16 protein-coding genes and 1 tRNA gene are annotated in these 17,686 nt (G+C 60.7%); 12 read left to right on the top strand and 5 right to left on the bottom strand.

The features are described from left to right. The first annotated feature begins 64 nt into the window (after window positions 1–64). Window positions 65–1,177 carry an energy transducer TonB gene (locus ESZ00_RS11665; RefSeq protein WP_129208447.1) on the top strand — a complete coding sequence of 371 codons (1,113 nt, stop codon included), beginning with the start codon at window positions 65–67 and terminating at the stop codon, window positions 1,175–1,177. Window positions 1,178–1,495: 318 nt separating this feature from the next. On the opposite strand, the gene ESZ00_RS11660 is transcribed toward ESZ00_RS11665, so the two are convergent. Beyond that, the gene (locus ESZ00_RS11660; RefSeq protein ID WP_129208446.1) at window positions 1,496–2,956 is read right to left on the bottom strand and encodes a hypothetical protein; all 1,461 of its coding nucleotides are present in this window, start codon (window positions 2,954–2,956) and stop codon (window positions 1,496–1,498) included. Window positions 2,957–3,153: 197 nt separating this feature from the next. Here ESZ00_RS11660 and ESZ00_RS11655 point away from each other — a divergent pair, with 197 nt between their 5' ends. Then, the gene (locus ESZ00_RS11655; protein WP_129208445.1) at window positions 3,154–4,878 is read left to right on the top strand and encodes a secretin N-terminal domain-containing protein; all 1,725 of its coding nucleotides are present in this window, start codon (window positions 3,154–3,156) and stop codon (window positions 4,876–4,878) included. 138 nt (window positions 4,879–5,016) lie between these two features. Then, a tRNA-Arg gene (locus tag ESZ00_RS11650) sits at window positions 5,017–5,093 on the top strand. Window positions 5,094–5,348: 255 nt separating this feature from the next. Here the strand turns inward: ESZ00_RS11650 and ESZ00_RS11645 are convergent. Next, window positions 5,349–5,633 (bottom strand): hypothetical protein, encoded by a 285-nt coding sequence (locus ESZ00_RS11645; RefSeq protein ID WP_229741204.1) that lies wholly within the window; start codon window positions 5,631–5,633, stop codon window positions 5,349–5,351. 68 nt (window positions 5,634–5,701) lie between these two features. Further along, window positions 5,702–6,214 carry a TlpA family protein disulfide reductase gene (locus tag ESZ00_RS11640; protein WP_229741203.1) on the bottom strand — a complete coding sequence of 171 codons (513 nt, stop codon included), beginning with the start codon at window positions 6,212–6,214 and terminating at the stop codon, window positions 5,702–5,704. A gap of 17 nt (window positions 6,215–6,231) precedes the next feature. Here ESZ00_RS11640 and ESZ00_RS11635 point away from each other — a divergent pair, with 17 nt between their 5' ends. From ESZ00_RS11635 to truB, 5 genes are read left to right on the top strand one after another with little or no spacing between them, the layout of a single operon-like run. After that, complete coding sequence (locus ESZ00_RS11635) at window positions 6,232–7,284, top strand: glycosyltransferase family 2 protein (protein WP_129208444.1); 1,053 nt, start codon at window positions 6,232–6,234, stop codon at window positions 7,282–7,284. A 45-nt stretch (window positions 7,285–7,329) separates the two neighbouring features. Then, window positions 7,330–7,737 carry a 6-pyruvoyl trahydropterin synthase family protein gene (locus ESZ00_RS11630; RefSeq protein ID WP_129208443.1) on the top strand — a complete coding sequence of 136 codons (408 nt, stop codon included), beginning with the start codon at window positions 7,330–7,332 and terminating at the stop codon, window positions 7,735–7,737. Next, window positions 7,738–8,199: a 6-carboxytetrahydropterin synthase gene (locus ESZ00_RS11625; protein WP_129208442.1), complete on the top strand. Its 462-nt coding sequence runs from the start codon at window positions 7,738–7,740 to the stop codon at window positions 8,197–8,199. It begins immediately after the preceding gene. Next, complete coding sequence (gene folE, locus ESZ00_RS11620; RefSeq protein ID WP_229741202.1) at window positions 8,196–8,864, top strand: GTP cyclohydrolase I FolE; 669 nt, start codon at window positions 8,196–8,198, stop codon at window positions 8,862–8,864. The genes ESZ00_RS11625 and folE overlap by 4 nt, the downstream gene beginning before the upstream one ends. Before the next feature lie 39 nt (window positions 8,865–8,903). Further along, complete coding sequence (gene truB / locus ESZ00_RS11615) at window positions 8,904–9,779, top strand: tRNA pseudouridine(55) synthase TruB (protein WP_129208441.1); 876 nt, start codon at window positions 8,904–8,906, stop codon at window positions 9,777–9,779. 9 nt (window positions 9,780–9,788) lie between these two features. Here the strand turns inward: truB and ESZ00_RS11610 are convergent, their stop codons facing one another. After that, window positions 9,789–10,418 carry an arylesterase gene (locus ESZ00_RS11610; protein WP_308419066.1) on the bottom strand — a complete coding sequence of 210 codons (630 nt, stop codon included), beginning with the start codon at window positions 10,416–10,418 and terminating at the stop codon, window positions 9,789–9,791. A 169-nt stretch (window positions 10,419–10,587) separates the two neighbouring features. Between ESZ00_RS11610 and ESZ00_RS11605 the strand changes: the two genes are divergently transcribed. Then, window positions 10,588–11,274: an ABC transporter ATP-binding protein gene (locus tag ESZ00_RS11605; RefSeq protein WP_129208439.1), complete on the top strand. Its 687-nt coding sequence runs from the start codon at window positions 10,588–10,590 to the stop codon at window positions 11,272–11,274. Next, a complete protein-coding gene (locus tag ESZ00_RS11600) occupies window positions 11,271–13,832 on the top strand; it encodes an ABC transporter permease (RefSeq protein WP_129208432.1) in 2,562 nt (853 codons plus the stop codon). Before ESZ00_RS11605 ends, ESZ00_RS11600 begins: the two co-directional genes overlap by 4 nt. 2 nt (window positions 13,833–13,834) lie before the next feature. Here the strand turns inward: ESZ00_RS11600 and ESZ00_RS11595 are convergent, their stop codons facing one another. Further along, window positions 13,835–15,457 (bottom strand): SpoIIE family protein phosphatase, encoded by a 1,623-nt coding sequence (locus ESZ00_RS11595; protein WP_129208431.1) that lies wholly within the window; start codon window positions 15,455–15,457, stop codon window positions 13,835–13,837. Between the two features lie 171 nt (window positions 15,458–15,628). Here ESZ00_RS11595 and ESZ00_RS11590 point away from each other — a divergent pair, with 171 nt between their 5' ends. Further along, entirely contained in the window at window positions 15,629–16,480 is an 852-nt protein-coding gene (locus ESZ00_RS11590; protein ID WP_229741201.1) for a tryptophan 2,3-dioxygenase, read from the top strand. Then, the gene (locus ESZ00_RS11585; RefSeq protein WP_129208429.1) at window positions 16,477–17,685 is read left to right on the top strand and encodes an aminotransferase class V-fold PLP-dependent enzyme; all 1,209 of its coding nucleotides are present in this window, start codon (window positions 16,477–16,479) and stop codon (window positions 17,683–17,685) included. Before ESZ00_RS11590 ends, ESZ00_RS11585 begins: the two co-directional genes overlap by 4 nt. Window position 17,686: the final 1 nt, after the last annotated feature.

Genomic DNA, 17,686 nt, shown 5'->3' with positions numbered 1-17,686 from the left:
CAAGTGGACCGTAGGTCGTCCATAATGGGGGGATAGCCGGAGCAAGGAACGACCGGCAGAGAATATGGGCAACGAGCTCTTGACACCTCCGGATCTGGAATCACCCAAAACACGGCCGGCAGAAGAGGAAGCACATCTTCTGGTAGAAGCCGACGGTTCCATGTGGTCGTCGCTGATGGCAAATCTGCGCGACGCCTTTTCGTCTTCCAAGCAGCCTCCGCTGCAGTTGAGTTCTCAGCCAGTTGAAGTTGTCGACGCTACGCAGACCGAACCGGTCTGGAAGACGCTGCTGGGCAGCATTCAGGATCTGTTGTTCCCGAAGAAGCTTCCACCGCTCGAGCTGACCTCGAAGCCTGTCGCGGTGGCCGATCGGATGGCGGTCAAACGCGATCCCGTCTCGACGGGCATCGCCATTGTGCTGCACCTCCTGATTCTGCTGGCCTTGTTCTATGCCTGGAGGCAGTGGAAGACGCGGCCGATCCAGAAGAAAGAAGTGGCCACGACGGTGGACGTCAAGCCGTTCATCCCCATGACGGTAAAGATGAACCAGTCGATGGGCGGCGGCGGCGGTGGCGGTGCGCACGAGGTCGTCGAGGCTTCCAAGGGGCATCTGCCCAAGATTGCGAAGACGCAGACCGTTCCACCGCAGATCATCCGGAATGACCACCCCAAGCTGGCGGTGGAGCCCACGATCGTCATGCCGCAGCAGGTGAAGCTGCCGGATAATCCCAACATGCCGAACATCGGCCTGCCCAACTCCCCGCAGGTGGCGCTGGCCTCGCAGGGCTCCGGTTCCGGTTCTGGCTTCGGTAGCGGACACGGCGGCGGTATCGGCTCCGGTTCCGGCGGTGGTGTGGGACCTGGCCAGGGTGGCGGTTATGGCGGTGGCGTGATGCACCCCGGCGGCGGCGTTTCTGCTCCGCAGCTGGTGTACTCGGTTGATCCTGAGTTTTCGGATGAGGCGCGGCGTGCCAAGTACCAGGGCATCTGCCTTGTTTCCCTCATCGTCGATCCGCAGGGAAACCCTCAGCAGATTCGTGTAATCCGGCCGCTGGGCATGGGACTGGACGAAAAAGCCATCGAAGCGGTGAAGCAGTACAAGTTCAAACCCGCGTATTACCAGGGACACCCGGTGGCAGTGCAGGTCAATATCGAGGTGAACTTCCGAATTTACTAAGTGCTATTGTTTAATAATAATTATTATTAAACAGGCCGTTTATAAGACGAGGCCCGGGTAATCCCCGGGCCTCGTCTTATTGCAGGCATGATTTTTGTGGATGTCGGATTTTGCTCTAGCTATATCCACCTATAGCGATCGTAAAGGCTGTCATTTCGACCGGAGCAGGACAGTTTCATCGTCCTGCGGAGTGGAGAAACCTGCGGTTCTCCCTGTACCGGCAAAACCGCAGGTCCCTCCACTGCGCTGCGCTCCGGTCGGGATGACAACGATAAGGGTATGTTCTTTAGTCTCAGACCAGCTATATGGGGATACAACCTAGCTTGCGCCCTGGCCAGCCGGCTTTATCTCTGTATCCGCTTCGATGTGCGGCCGGGCAGAGCGGGTCACCTCCGGGGTGATCACGACGACGAGCTGCTCATCCTGGCCGGAAGTGCTGCGGTTGGTCGTGTCAAGGCCCGGCAGGCCGGTATTCGTGCCGGTGTCGCTGTGGGTGAGGTTGCTCACCATCATGGTGGACATGCCGGCGCGCACCGTGAGTGCGGAGGAGAATTCCTGGTCATCGATGATGGGGTTACCGTTCGCCGAGTTCCCGGACAGAGAGCGAAGGGCAAGCTTCAGGCTGAGATCGATGCTCCCGCTTGCATGAATGATGGGAGTGGCTTCGAGCACGAGGCCCAGGTCTTCATACTCGATCGCCGGCTGGGCCAGAGTGCTCGTTGAAGTCGAAAGGCTGGTGGTCAGGCTCGTGGAGGTCGAGGAGTAGGTTTCGGTGACTACCGGGTACTTTTCCCCGATGTGCAATTTTCCGGTTTCTTCGTTCAACAGGTGGAGGGTGGCATCCTGCAGCTCGGTGACGGTGCTGTTGGTGAGGCTGTTGTTGAGGGTGATCGAGTCGGGCTCGACGCCGGTGGTGGTGATGCCGTTGCCGAATACCTCGAAGGAAGAACCGAGCGGTGTGCCGCTGGCATAGCCATACTCGACCAGCAGGATCGCGAGCTCGAGTTCACTGGCGGAGGATGAAATAAGGCCGTCCTCGATGGCGGCTTCGATCACCGATTCATTATTTGAGACGAGGCTGTCGGCCTCCGTCAGGACGTTGAAGACGGTGGTGCTGGCTGGCGGCGTGAGTCCCGCATCCAGGTCGCGGTTGTGGCTGGTGAGATAGCACTGGATGTGCAGCTGCACCTGCGAGTCATGGGTGTAAAGGTTTCGGAGGACGTCGTTGACCTGTTGCAGGGTTTCGGGGTCCGAGGTGATCGTGACGCCGTCGCTTTGAAACGAGACATGCGGAATGGAAAAAACGGTGGTGAGGATGCTTTCGACCTCGGATCGCCGTTTGGAAGCATCCTTGGTAAGGCTCGGAAGGTGGATGGTCTCGCTGTCCTCGACGAGGTACTGTTTCTCGTTCTGCGGGGTGTCCGGGATGATGAGGACCTTGTTTGGCCCGCTGGGGACCAGGAGCGTGTGGGTGAGCATGGCCAGCATCCGGTGCGTGGTGGCACGATCGCTGTCGTCCATGTCGAAGCGGATTGGCTGACGAGGCGGCAGACCGGGAAACTGTGCCGATTCTCCGAACTCGGCAAGGGCCTGGGTAATGACCGTCTGCGCGTCGCCTCGCAGGTGCATGTTGTGCGTCACCGGAGCCGGTGTGACCGCGGCGCGGCCAGACAGAGCGGAAAGGGTGAGCAGGGCGGCCAGCGAGCTTCGCTTCCACCGGTGTGAGCGAAGAGAGCATGGTGCGAACGCTACCCGCACTCTTCGCGTCTGTTGAATCATGAGCAGTTCACTCCCCGGGCTCTGCGCATCGGCAGGCAAAGAAAAAGACGCCCGGACACGGAGAATTGTTCATCCGCTGGAGGCTTGCGCCGTGTGGCTGCGCATGGCGAACCCGGCATAAGCGCAGGAACCTTACATCACTGGCAGGACGGATGATCAGCAAGATTTCAGAAGAATCACTGCGCAGAGTTGCGGCAGTGTCGCTACTCGCAATCCTGGGTACGACAGGAACGGCCAGGGCCGATTCAGCGAAGAAGTTATTTAAGGCAGGGCAGGCCGCGGAAGCGCGTCAGGATCTGGAGACGGCATACAGCGACTACACGCAGGCCCTCGAGAAGTCTCCCGGAGACCTGGCATACAAGCTTGCGGTCGCTCGTCTGCGGACGCAGGCGGCAGGAGTGCATATCAGGAAGGGCGAGAGCCTGGTGGCGAGCGGCCAGCCGGTGCAGGCGCTGGTGGAGTTCTTCCGGGCCAGGGAGATGGACCCGGCCAACGACCTGGCTGCGCAGGATATTACGAAAACGGAAGAGCTGCTGCGGAAACGCGATCAGAAGGCAGAGGCGCCGCCGGTGAATGAGGAAGATTCGGACGAAGCTGCGCCGCCGACGCATCTCGACCCGCTGCCGCCGACGCCGATGACGCTGCATGCAACCCAGGACCCAGCCACGCTGTATCGCACCATCGGCAAGATCGCGAACCTGAATGTGCTGGTGGACCCGGATCTTCAGCCTAAATCGGTAACCCTGGATCTGAAGGACGTATCTCCGGCCGAGGCTCTGCGGGTACTTGCACAGGTTTCCGGGACTTTTTACAAGCCGGTAACCCACAACACGATCTACGTGGCCGCGGACAACCGGACAAAGCGCAAGCTGCTCGACACGGAGGCGGTGCGAACCTTCTACCTGCAGAATGTTTCGCAGCAAAGTGACCTCAATGACGTGCAGACGACGCTTCGCAACCTGATGCAGGGCGCCCGACTGTATGCGGTGCAGGGGCAGAACGCGATCGTGATGCGCGGTACCCCCGATGAGCTTTTGCTGGCGAAGAACATCATTGCCGATATCGACCGGCCCAAGCCGGAAGTCCTGGTGGATGTGTACGTGATGGAAGTGAGCCGCACAAAAGAGCACGACCTTGGGCTCTCCCCGCCAACCTCGCTGTCTGTTTCTTCGAATTCGAGCACGACGCTCAATGCCATCGGACGCAATTCCTCCTATAGCTATTCGATTGGAGAGGCGCAGGCTGAGCTGTTGCTGTCGGATTCGACGACCAGGCTCCTGCAGAATCCGACCGTGCGTGCGCTCGATGGTCAGAAGGCGACCTTGAATATCGGCGAGAAGTACCCGTACTCGACCGGTTCGTATACCACCGCCACGTCGTCCAGCTCGAGCGCGGTGGAGACGCAGTTCCAATACATCGACGTAGGCGTGAAAGTGGAGATGACGCCGACGATTCACCAGAACCGCGATGTGACATTGAAGATGGCAGTCGAGGTTTCTTCCGTATCCGGCACGGAGACCATTGACGACGTATCGGAGCCGATCATTGCGCAGCAGAAGGCCGAGGAGACGGTGCGGCTGAAGGATGGTGAACCGAGCGTTCTGGCCGGACTGGTGGAAAGAGAAGTCACCGGATCGGTGAGCGGATGGCCTGGAGCAGGCGAGGTGCCGCTTCTCAAGTACCTTTTCAGCACCCAGGATAAAACGAACACCGATGAAGAGATCGTTTTTATGCTCGTGCCGCACATTGTGCGAGCGGCGCAAAACAACGATGCCACCAGCCCGGAAATTGACAGCGGAGCGGGAGATACGATTCAGATCCAGCGGATCGCCAGGGCGAAAATGGCGGAGCAAACAGCCAAACCTGCTACGGATGCACAGCCGCCGCAACCGGCCAAGGGAGATCAGCCCGCGCACCCGTAAGGCCGCGTGATGCGGTCTGCCATTCGCGGTCTGGCAGCGGGGCAGATTTCCTCAGAATCTTCCCGCTGCCGGTTGCGTTCTCGGCGGTAAGTTGCTATATTTAGTGAAGTTGAGGCGATGTAAGAGCGCCTCAAGCACGCGCCCATAGCTCAGCTGGATAGAGCGACTGACTACGAATCAGTAGGCCGGAGGTTCGAATCCTTCTGGGCGCACCATAGATTTGAAACGACTTAGCCGCATAATAGCCCACCTTTCAGAGAATCGGTGAGGCGATTCTGCGGCAGTTCGTTTTTAGGGCTTTGATGGAGCGGGTGCCGATTCCGGTTGATCCCGCCCGGATTGTGCCTATGCTTAACCACCGGTTTACAGCCTGCGCAAAGATGAAAGACGACGCGTTTCCTGCGTCGTCTTTCTGTTTATACCGGCTAGTCTGCTCTGCGAAGGGCAGACTGCGTTGACGCCTGTGCCTGCTACTTTGCCGGCGCAGTAGCGGCCGCTTCTTCGACGACGGGCTGCGGTGGGATAAGAGGCAGCTCTTCGACCAGATCGATGCCGGCGCGGCGAAGCAGCTCATAGACGACGGGCTTGGTGAGGCGGGTGGCGTCGTACTCGACGCGGATGGTCTTCCATTCCTTGTCGATCTGGATGCGGCGGATGCCGTAGACCTCGCGCGTGTTTCCCCAGGCAACAACAGCGGCTTCGGTGGGGTGCTTCTCGTAGCGGTAAAGAACCTCAAGCTGCGTCATGCCAGCCATGATAGCAAGGACTTTGTACGCTGAGACAGCGCGTTTTCTGCGTTCCCGGAACAGACTGTGCCGCCAGGCTATAGACTGCGCAGAAAACCCTGAATCTCGGGATTGCTCCAATCGGCGGGACCGATGAACTTGCGGCGGATGCGGCCGCTGGGGTCGATGACATAGCTCTCCGGCGGCCGGGTGGTGCCGAAAGCGAGGTTCGACTTCTGGGTCCGGTCGAGGGCGATGACCATGTTGGTGAGGTGGTTGTCCTGGACGTACTGACGGTAGTCGGTGGGGTCGGAGTCGAAGGCGATGGCCAGCACGACGAGATTGGGGAATTGCTTCTGGAGCTGCTCCATGGAGGGGAACTCCTCGATGCAGTAGGTGCACCAGGAAGCCCAGAAATTGAGCACGACGATTTTGCCGCGATATTGATCGAGGCTGATCGTCTGGCCTTCGTCATGGATGGTGAAGTCGGGGGCGAGTTCGCCGACCTGCGCGGGGTGGTCGCCGCGGTTGCAGCCGGTCAGCGCGAAGGTGCTGAGCAGGAACAGGATTGCTGCTACGCCGAGGGAAACGCCTCTTCTCCAGATGGTCACGTTTTTATAATAGAGCGGTGTACGAGCCCTCCGCTGAAGCCTCTCTCCGACTTTCCGTCATCATTCCCGCGCGCAACGAAGAAGACTGCCTGGGTGATTGCCTGCGTTCGCTGGTGGAGCAATCCGAGGAGACGTGGCTGCTGGGCCGTGACTGGGAAGTGCTGGTGGTGGACGATGGGTCGACCGACCATACCGCCGAGATGGCCCGCAGCTTTGCTGGCGTGACGGTGCTGACAGCGCCTGCTCTCGAGAAGGGCTGGACGGGCAAGGCGAATGCAGTGTGGGCTGGAGCGAAGGCGGCCCGTGGCGGGTGGTTGCTGTTCACGGATGCGGATACGATCCATGAGCCGGGACACCTGAGCCGGTCGATTGTGGAGGCGGAGCGGCATGAGGTCACGATGCTTTCTTATTCGCCGCGGCAGGTGGTGACGGGGCTGGCGCAGAAGGCATTGATGCCTCTGGTCTTCAGCGAACTGGCGCTGGCATATCCGCCGGCGAAGGTCTCCGATCCGGCGAGTCATGCGGCGGCGGCGAACGGGCAGTTTCTGCTGGTGCGGCGCGATGTGTATTTTGCCTATGGCGGCCACGAGGCGGTGAAAGAGGCCGTGCTTGAGGACGTGGAGCTGGCACGGATCTGGAAGCGGCGCAAACTGGGGCTGCGCTTCCGCTATGCGCCGGATGCAGTCGCTACGCGGATGTATCGCAGCTTCGGCGCGATGTACGAGGGATGGACCAAGAACCTGGCGCTGCTCTTTGGCAATTCGCTGGCGCTTGCGGCGTGGCGGGTGCTGGATTTTCTCTTGCTGTTCGGGCTGCCGGTGCTGGCGGTGGCGCTTTATGAGCATGGGCTTCCGCTCTGGTATATGGCGGTTCTGGGGCTGTTGTGGGTGCGAAATCTGTGGCGCTTTTATCGCCGGGTCGCGAAATCGAATTTTCCGTTTATGGATTGCCTGGTGACACCGCTGGCGTTGCCGCTGTTCGCGGCACTCTTGTATCGCAGCTGGTTTCACCACACCGTCACCAAGCGGGTAAGCTGGAAGGGACGCGAATACGCCAGCAGCAATCGGTGAAGCCGGAGGCTGTGATTCGGCATCTACGCTGAAGGTAGCCAACGCATGATTCTGTTAACGCGCAAAGCCGAATTTTCTGCCGCACATTATTACTGGAACCCTGCCTGGAGCGAAGAGGAGAACCTGCGCCGCTTCGGCAAGTGCGCCAATCGTAATGGCCATGGGCACAATTACACGCTCGAGGTGACGGTGGCAGGTGAGATCGATCCTGCGACCGGATTTGTCGTCGATCTCAAGCAACTCAAAGAGGTATTGGAGCGCGAGGTGGTGAGTGTTTATGACCATCGCCATCTCAATCTCGAGGTGCCGGAATTTGCGACGGCAGTGCCGACGACGGAAAACATTGCGATTGCGGTCTGGAAGCGGTTGGAAGGTAAGATTCCCGGGGCGCGGCTGTATCGCGTGCGCGTATACGAGCTCCCCGAGCTGTTCGCGGACTATTACGGAGAGTAGATGAGAGCCTACTTTGGACGCCGCTACATGCTGAGCGCATCGCACCGGCTGCACTCCGAACAATTGAGTGCAGAGGAGAACCGCGCGGCGTACGGCAAGTGCAACAATCCGCATGGTCACGGGCACAACTACTTCATTGAGGTCATTGTGAGCGGCCCGGTGGATGAAGAGTCCGGCATGGTGTGCGACCTGGTGGAACTCGATGCGTGCGTGCGGAGGGAAGTGCTGGATGTGTTCGATCACACGAATCTGAACCTGCATGAGGACTTTCGCGAGCTGGTGCCGACGACGGAGAACTTCAACATCGTGGTGCATCGCAGGCTGACGGCGGCATTTCCGCTCAGCTTCGGGTCAGCAGAAATTGCATCGGTTCGCACCGAGGAAACCTCCAATAATTCATTCGAGTTTCCGGTGCCAGTGGCGGGAACGGTGCAGAGCTTTGGAAAGGGAAGTGCGGCATGAAGAACAACCAGGTGGCGACGATGCCGACCATAAAGACCGCAGCCAAGGGCGCGGCGAAGGATCTGCGGGAGGAAATTGCAGGGCAGACGGGCCTTGAGGGCATCTCGACGCAGGATATTTATCGCGAGCTGCTGCGGCGTTTCGATGAAGATCCGACGCGGGATGGGCTGATCCGTACGCCGGAACGGGTGGAAAAGGCGATGAGCTTTCTCACCCACGGCTATCACCAGGACCCGACGGCGATTCTTCGCGGTGCGCTCTTCGATGTGGACTACGACGAGATGGTGATCGTGAAGGACATCGAGATGTTCTCGCTGTGCGAGCATCACATGCTGCCGTTCTTCGGGCGTGTGCACGTGGCCTATATCCCGAATGGCAAGGTGATCGGGCTGAGCAAGATTCCGCGCCTGGTAGAGGTGTTTGCGCGGCGCCTGCAGGTGCAGGAACGGATGACGCGGCAGATTGCTGAGGCGATCGACGAGGCCATCAAGCCGCAGGGCGTGGGTGTGGTGATCGAGGCGCGACACCTGTGCATGATGATGCGCGGCGTAGAGAAGCAGAATTCGTCCACGGTGACTTCGGCCATGCTCGGGGTTTTCCAGAAGCAGAACACGCGCAACGAATTTCTCTCCCTGGTACGCGAACGCGGACAACACTCTTTCTAAGAACGGTTTCTCCACGGGCCGGGCACTTATCATGGATAGGTGAACGGTCTGTTCGTTATCGATAAGCCCGGTGGGATGACTTCGCACGACGTGGTGGCTCGGGTGCGCCGAGCCACTGGCGAAAAGTCCATCGGGCACCTTGGTACCCTCGATCCCATGGCCACCGGTGTGCTGCCGCTTCTGCTCGGCAAATACACGCGGCTGGCACAGTTCTATGGCTCGCATGAGAAGAGCTACACGGGCACCATCCGCTTTGGGTTTTCAACCGATACTTATGATGCCGAGGGGCAGGCTGCCTCTGAGCCTGTGCCTGTGGCCTTCAGTATGAATGAAGTTCTGGCAGCGGCTGCGCGCTTTTCCGGCGAGATGGACCAGCTGCCGCCTCCCGTATCCGCAAAGAAGATTGGCGGCAAGCCTGCGTACAAGATTGTGCGCGAAGGCGGTACGCCGCAACTGAAGACGGCGCGGGTGCGCATCGACGAGTTCGCAATCACCTCGTTCGAGGGCGATACTGCGGCTTTCCGCATGAAGATTTCGGCCGGCGGATATGTGCGCTCGGTCGCGCACGAGCTAGGGCAGGTACTGGGAACGGGCGCGCACCTGGCGAGCCTGCGGCGCGTGACCTCAGGGCCGTTCTGTATCGAGGAGGCGCTGCCGCTTGGGGAGATCGAGAACTGGGCGCGCGCAGGTGAGCTGACGACGCGGCTGCCGCATCCGCGTACCCTGTTGCCGGAGATTCCGAATGTGACGGCAGATGCGGAGACGATCGGACGCATGCGCAATGGCATGCAGATCAATCTGCCGGAGTTTACGCAGGTCTCGCTGGTGAAGGTGTTCCGCGGGCAGAGCGAGCTTGCGGGCATCGCGAAGCGTATTGCGGGAACGCTCTTTCAGCCAACGGTTGTGCTTCTGTAACTGCAATCATTACTTTTTCAGCAGAGGGCGGAGCAGGCCGAAGACATTTTCGGCGACGAGCTGATTGCCTTTGGCGGTTGCGTGGATGCCGTCCGCCTGGATGGTGCCGGGCACGGTGTAGACGTGCGCATAGAGGAAGGGCAGCAGCGGAATGTTGAACTTCTTCGCTGCGAGTGCGTAGGTCTGGTTGAAATCGCGGATGTAGTCCGGGCCGTAGTCGGGCGGAAGGGTAATGCCGGCGAGCACTACTTTCACGCCGGCATCCTTGAGTAGCGCGATGATCTGGTCGAGATTGGCGCGGGTGGCGGTGATGGGCAGGCCGCGCAGGCCGTCGTTGCCGCCGAACTCGACGACGACGATGGCGGGGTGCGCCGCGAGCACGTCTTTTACGCGGGCAAGACCGTCTTTGGTGGTATCGCCGCTGATGCCCTTGTTGACGACGCGATAGCGATAGCCGCGGGCGTCGAGGAGTTGCTGCAGGTAGTCTGGGTAGGCGTGGCCGAATGCGGCGCCATGGCCCGCGGTGAGACTGTCTCCGAAGCAGGCGATGACGGGCTGGCTGTCAGACGCTGCCGCATGTGCGGAGGCAGGAAGAAGGAAGAGGACAGCGGCAAGGACGGCGAAAGAAAACAGCTTCACGCCTGCATTGTAGAGCGGAATCCGGGGGAACGTGTTTTTCGCGAGAGGGGAGTTAGACCTTTTCTTGACGATTCTTGACAAATTCTTGATGGAAAGGCGACGGAAGAGGCGTGACGCTGGATATGTTTCCCCGCATTCCGCTATAGCCTGAAGGAAGACGGAGACCGGGATGATCGAAGTTCGGGGCTTGAGGAAGTCGATTCGCAATGGCACGCGCACGGTGGAGATTCTGCGTGGGATCGATCTGCTGATTCCGCAGGGGCAGTTTGTGGCGATCATGGGGGCCTCTGGCTCGGGCAAGAGCACGCTGCTGGGGCTGCTGGCGGGGCTCGATTCCCCGAGCGAGGGCGATGTGCTGCTGGACGGCACGGCGATCGGCGGCCTGGATGAAGACCGGCTGGCGGAGGTGCGCGGGAGCAAGATCGGATTTGTCTTCCAGTCGTACCAGCTGATCCCTACACTGACGGCGCTTGAAAATGTGCTGTTGCCGCATGAGCTGAATGCGCGCGGCGACGGACGGGCAAAGGCGACGCAGCTGCTGACGGCAGTGGGGCTTGCGGACCGGCTGCAGCATTATCCGGTCCAGCTTTCGGGCGGTGAGCAGCAGCGCGTGGCGCTGGCGCGGGCCTTCATGCTGGAGCCGCCGATTGTGCTGGCCGATGAGCCTACGGGGAATCTTGACTCGGTGAACGGACAGCATGTGCTGGAGCTGCTGACCGGGCGGCAAAGGGCTTCGCGAACCACGCTGGTGATGGTGACGCACGATCCCCAGATTGCGGAACGTGCAGACCGGCAGATCCATCTGAGGGACGGGGTGGTGATCTCCGATGTGATGAATGTGGAGCCACTGCCATGACAGCTCAGAAGCCTGCGCTGCCGTGGGGCACGGCTGCCCGCATTGCGTGGCGTGAGCTGCGCGCTTCGCGTGCGAAATTTCTCTTTGTGCTGCTATCGGTGGCGGTGGGAGTGGCTTCGCTTACCGGCGTGCGCGGCTTCAGCCAGTCCTTCCAGAAAGCTCTGCTGGGCGATGCGCGGGGCATCATGGCAGCCGATCTCTCGGCGAGGATGTTCCGGCTGCCGACGCAGCGGGAATCGCAGGATCTCGATGCACTGGCGAGCAAGGGTGTCGAACGGACCGAGGTGACGGAGACGGTTTCGATGGCCTCGGTGCACGGCGATCCGGTGCCACTGCTGGTCTCGCTGAAAGCGGTCGATCCGAGTGCGTATCCGTTCTATGGCACGGTGGTGCTGAGCCCGTCGCAGCCGCTGCGCGATGCTTTACACGACGACACGGCGCTGGTGGACGATAACCTGCTGGTGCGGCTGCATGCGAAGGTGGGCGATGAGCTGAAAATCGGCACCCGCTACCTGCGCATCGCGGCGGTGATTGTGCGCGAGCCGGACCGGATGTCGGCCGGGGTGGGACTTGGCCCGCGGGTGATGATTACGCGTCACGCGATGGAGCAAAGCGGATTGCTGGGGGAAGGCACTCGCGCGACAGAGCGCTATCTTTTCAAACTGCCGGGTAAGGGCGAGAGCATCGCCACACTGCGTCCGCAGTTAGAGCACATTCTGCCGGATGCGCAGATTTCAGATTTTCGCGAGACCAGCCCGGAGATCACGAATGGACTGGACCGTGCGACCGGCCTGTTGAGCCTGATCTGCCTGGTGGCGATGGTGCTGGGTGCGATCGGTGTTGCGATGGCGATGCGAGCCCATCTGCAACAGCGCATGGAAATCCTGGCGATCATGAAGGCGATCGGTGCGCAGTCGTCGGATATTTTGCGTATCTACCTGTTGCAGACAGTCTTTCTCGGGCTTGCGGGTGGGCTGCTGGGGGTGATCCTCGGGTTTGCGGTCGAAATGGCGCTGCCGACGCTCTTCGGCGCGCTGCTGCCGCTGCGGCCTCCATTGGCATTGGCGGTGCGGCCGGTGGGCGCAGCGCTGGCGACGGGTGTATTCACGACGCTGCTCTTCTGCCTGCCTCCGTTGCTGGATGTGCGGCACGTGCGGCCGATTGCCGTGCTGCGGCGCCAGGTGGAGGAATCGCAGGGCGGCCGGCGCGGCTGGTTTCTGCGCGATCGGTGGCTGCAGTGGGCGGCGATTCTTGTCATTCTTGCGGGGCTGGCTGGCATTGCTGGCGCGCTCTCGGATTCATGGCAGAACGGGGCGTGGTTTGCGAGCAGCTTGTTTGCTGTACTGATTACGATTCTCCTTGCTGCATCGATGCTGCTGCGCCTGCTGCGGGTGTTTCTTAACCGGACGCGTTTGCATCTGCCGTCAGCACTGCGGCATGGGCTCGCGAATCTTTACCGGCCGGGAAACCAGTCGGCAGCGGTATTGGCCGCACTGGGCACGGGCGTGATGCTGATCTTCGCCGTCTTTCTGATGCAGCGCTCGGTCGTGCGGGAGATGCACAGCGCGGCTGCCCCGGATACGCCGAATGTATTTCTGGTCGATATTGCGCGCGATGAAGTAGACGGAGTGCGGGCGCTGGTGGAGAGGCAGCCGGGGACGCAGGGCAGGCTGGAGACGATTCCGGTGATCTCGTCGCGGATCGTGAGCATCGACGGTGTGGACGTGGAGCAGTTGCGGGTGAAGAACTATCCGAAGCGGCTGCTGCGTTCGGCGGCGATTACGTGGGCGAGTGCGGAGCCACGCGGGACAAAAATCACCGAAGGGCAGTGGTGGACGAGCGATGCGCAGCCATCGCTGGCAGTGGTGGACGGCGTAGCGCGGCGGCTGCAATTGCACCCCGGATCGAAAGTGATCTTCTCCACAGATGACAGAGAGATTGCCACGACCGTCGCGGCCATCTACAAGGTAGACGGCGAGCATGCCTTTGCGCGGAGTGAGTTCATTCTTGCTCCAGGGTTGCTGAAGGATGTGCCGGCGACGTGGTATGGCGCAGTGCACATCGCGCCCGAGCAGATTCCTGTGCTCGAGCGGTCGCTGTTTGCGGCGTATCCGACGGTGACAGTGGTGAACCTGGCGGATATCCTCGCGACCATCCAGGGAGTGGTGGATCACATCACGATGGTGATCCGGTTCCTGGCCGGGTTCTCGATCCTTTCCGGCGCGATCATTCTGGCTTCGAGCGTGGCCAGCACGCGCTTCCGCAGGATTCGCGAAGTGGTGGTGTTGAAGACGCTGGGTGCGAGCCGTGGACGGATTGCGCAGGTGTTCAGCGTGGAGTTCGTCGTGTTGGGACTGCTGGCCGGCCTGGTCGGAGCGCTGTTTGCGAATCTCCTGGCGCGGATTCTGCTGCACCGGATGGATGTTGTCTTTCGCTTTTCCTGGGCAGGCAGTGCGCTGGCCATGCTGGCGACGGCGGTACTCGCCGTCGCGACGGGATGGATCGCCAGCTTCCGCATCCTGGGACAGAAACCGCTCGAGGTGCTGCGCGAAGAATAGCGCTATGCTGTCGCGGAGTTGCCGAGGTAGGTGATTTCGACGAGGGTGCAGTCGTCGGCTGAGGAAGCCGCTCCGCAGAAGGTGGACAGCGAGAGGAAGATGTCCTGTAGTTGGCTGCTTTGCAGGAAGGCCTCTTCCAGGCGATTGTTGCCGAAGAATCCATCGCATTCGTCGACGGCCTCGGTGACGCCGTCGGTAACGAGCAGTACGCGCGTGCCGGGCTCAAGCTGCACTTCATGCTGACGGAAGTCCGCGTTTTCGATCATGCCGACAGGCAGGTTGGACAGCGCCAACTCACGCACCCCATCGCTGGTCTTGAGCAGTGGATGCACATGTCCGCAGTTGACATAGGTGAGATGACCACTGCTTTCCAGGCGAACTATGACGATGGTGGCGTATTTGCTGATGTCCTTGACGCAGATGTAGCGATTCAGGGCGCGGGCGATGACGTCGAGGGGCTGATCGGCGGCGAGCTGTGCGTAGACCATGCCCTGGAGGGTCTGCGCCAGCAGCGCGGCAGAGACGCCCTTGCCGGAAACATCGGCAATGACGACGTAGACGCAGCCATTGCCTTCGACGGCGTCATAGAAGTCGCCGCCGATTTCCTTGCAAGGCGCAAAGCGGGCTTCGATCTTTGCATAACTGGTTTTGGGAGGCTGGACGGCCATCAGGTCCTGCTGGATGCTGGCGGCGATATTCAGCTCTTCGCGATAGCGGCGGGCGTGTTCTTCCTCGATGGCGAGTTGCGCATTCTCCATGAGCGCGGCGGCTTCGGTGGCGATGGTCTTGAGCAGGTCATTATCGACCTTGGTGAGCCGGCCAGGCTGGAGGCGGTTGTCGAGATAGAGAATGCCGAGAACATCACTGCACTGTGTTTCAGCGTTGATTCTGCGGCTGCGCAGCGGAATGCAGATAATGGTGCGGATGTTCTGGGCGATGATGCTGTCTGACGGCGCACCGGTCTCGGCGCTGAGCGTGTCAGTGACGATGAACTGGCCTTCGCCGTGAATGGCCTGCTGGATGGCGCTGTGGGAGATGGTGGCTTCGTCGCTGAGGACGGAACCGTCACTGCCGCGGCCGACGGCGAGCTTGAGGGTTCTGGTTCGCGTGTCGCAGAGGAAGACAAATCCGCGCTCGACGCGGGTGAGCTCGAGCGTGGTTTCGACAAGGGCGGAGAGGATTTGGTCCACGGCTCCGACGTCGTTCAGCTTGCGGGCGGCTTCCAGGAACCAGCTCAGTTTCTCGATGGCGGTGTTGGGCTCATTCGCGGGATGAAGGTGATCGATGAGCGAGCGCATGGTGGAGCTGGAAGTGTGGCCGCGCACGCCGAAGCGGACCATGGGGCCGTCGGTGGTGCCGAAGTGGATGGTGTCGTTGATCTCGAGCTTGTGGCGCTGTACACGATGTCCGTTGACGAAGGTGCCATGGCGGCTGCCCTGATCGACGAGGATGAAGGCTCCGGCCTGGAATTGAATTTCGGCGTGGCGGCGCGAGATGTATTCGTGCTCGAGCAGCAGGTCGCTCCCCGGCATGCGGCCGACGGTGAAGGGGCTCTGGGTGATGAGGAGCTGGACTTCGCGGGCTCCATCGATCAGGGTGAGCGGGGTGGACGGCAGCTCTGTCATACGTGCGTGACTCCGGCAGAAAAGACGGCAGGGGAGCAGGGTGCAGTTGCGATTATAACCAGCAGCGCCGGAATTGGCAGGGGCGGTCGCCTATGATCGAAGGTGGCATGGAGACGAGGCTGTTCCGGCGTGAGACGGGAACACGGTAGACAGGAACAGGGGGAGTGAGCGTTGGACGAGAATCGCAGGCCGCTTGAATCGAGTATCGTGACGGATTTTGCCGATCGCATGAGTTATGCAGGGTATCTGTGCCTGCCGCAGTTGCTTTCGCAGCAGAAGCCGCTTTCCAATCCTCCTCACCACGACGAGATGCTGTTTATTATTCAGCACCAGGTCTCGGAGCTATGGATCAAGCAGATGATTCATGAGCTGGAGGCGGCGATGCGGTTGGTGCGGGGGGATCAACTCGATCCGTGCTTCAAGATTTTGTCGCGGGTGAAGCTCATCCAGATGCAGCTGTTCGAGCAGTGGGCGGTGCTTGAAACGCTGACCCCTTCGGAGTACATGGAGTTTCGCGGGGTGCTGGGACATGCTTCCGGCTTTCAGTCCTATCAGTACCGGAAGCTGGAGTTTCTCCTGGGCAATAAGAATCGCGAGGCGCTGAAGGTGTTTGCGCACGATGAGGTCATCCACGCGGACCTGCTGGACGCGCTGACGGCGCCGAGCCTGTACGACGAATTTCTGCTGCATCTGAAGCGGCGCGGACTGGCCGTGCCGGAGGGGTGCCTGGATCGGGACTGGAGTGAGCCGCACCAGCGCTCGGATGAGCTGGTGGCCGTGCTTCGCGAGATCTATGAGCATCCGCGGGCCTACTGGGATGCCTATGAGATGTGCGAAAAGCTGGTGGATGTGGAGGAGTACTTCCAGCTCTGGCGCTTCCGGCACATGAAGACGGTGGAGCGGATTATCGGGTTCCGGCAGGGAACAGGCGGGTCGTCTGGCGTGGGCTTTCTGCGGCAGGCATTGGAGCTAACCTTTTTCCCGGAGCTGTTAGCTGTACGGACCGGGCTGAGGCAGAAATGAGCCGTATCGCGCAGGCGGTGGCAGCATTTGCAGGAAGGCCGCTTGAAGAAGGTCTGATCCAACGGCATCTTGCGCCGCTGTTTTCGCGGGTGCTGGCGAGCGATCGCATCTACCTCGCCAATCATTCGCTGGGCAGACCGCTGGACGCCATGGCTGATGACCTGGCGGAGGCGGTGAGCGTCTGGTATCGCGGGCTGGATGAGGCGTGGGCTCCATGGCTCGCAGAGCAGGAGGCATTTCGCGCGCGTATCGCACGGATGATTCATGCGCCTCGGCCGGATTGCATTGTGCCGAAGGCCTCGGCCGGCCAGGGACTGCGCACGGTGTTGAATGCGCTGCCGGGCAGGCTGCGGGTGTTGACGACGCGAGGCGAGTTCGACTCGATTGACGTGATCCTGCGGCAATATGCAGCGATGGGTGAGATTGAGCTGCGATGGATCGACGCGGATTCTGAGGGCTCCTATCATGTCGACGCGCTGATTGCAGCGCTGGAGGCTGGAGTCGACCTGGTGGTGGTCTCGATGGTGATGTTTATGACCGGGCAGCTGCTGGATGGACTTGAGAAGCTGGCTGTGGCCTGTCATCGCCATGAAGCCCGACTGCTGGTCGATGCCTATCATGCCGTTGGCGTGGTGCCGGTGGATGTGCAGCAACTGGGCGCGGACTTCTTAATCGGTGGCAGTTACAAATATCTGCGCGGAGGGCCGGGGGCTTGCTACCTGTATCTTTCACCGCAGGTGATGGGCGAGGGGTTGAAGCCGCTGGATATCGGATGGTTCGCGAAAGAAGAGACATTCGCATACGAGCGGCCTGATCCTCCTCTGCTGAAGCAGGGAGGCGATGGCTTTCTCGAATCCACCCCACCGGTTTTTACCTATTACCAGGCACGCAGCGGCCAGGAGTTTGTGCAGGCGATGGGGATCGAGCGGCTGCGGGCATATAGTCTGCAGCAGCTTGCGCTATTACGTGGCCTTCTGGACGCTGAGGGGATTGGACCGATGCGCGGCGGAGACGGCGCTCATGGCGCGTTTCTTTCGATTTATGCGAAGGATGCAAAGGCGTGGGTGCAGGCGCTGGAGCGTGAGGGTATTGTCTGCGACGCGCGCGGGCCATGGCTGAGGCTTTGTCCGGATTGTCTTACGCGGGAAGAGGAGATGCGTACTGCGGCGAAGGCCTTGGGACGCCTTCGCCGCAGTACGATGTAAT

It is taken from the genome of Silvibacterium dinghuense (assembly GCF_004123295.1).
Taxonomy (GTDB): Bacteria; Acidobacteriota; Terriglobia; order Terriglobales; family Acidobacteriaceae; genus Silvibacterium; species Silvibacterium dinghuense.
The sequence above is the reverse complement of the archived record's forward strand: the minus strand, read 5'-3'. Positions and strand labels throughout refer to the sequence as shown.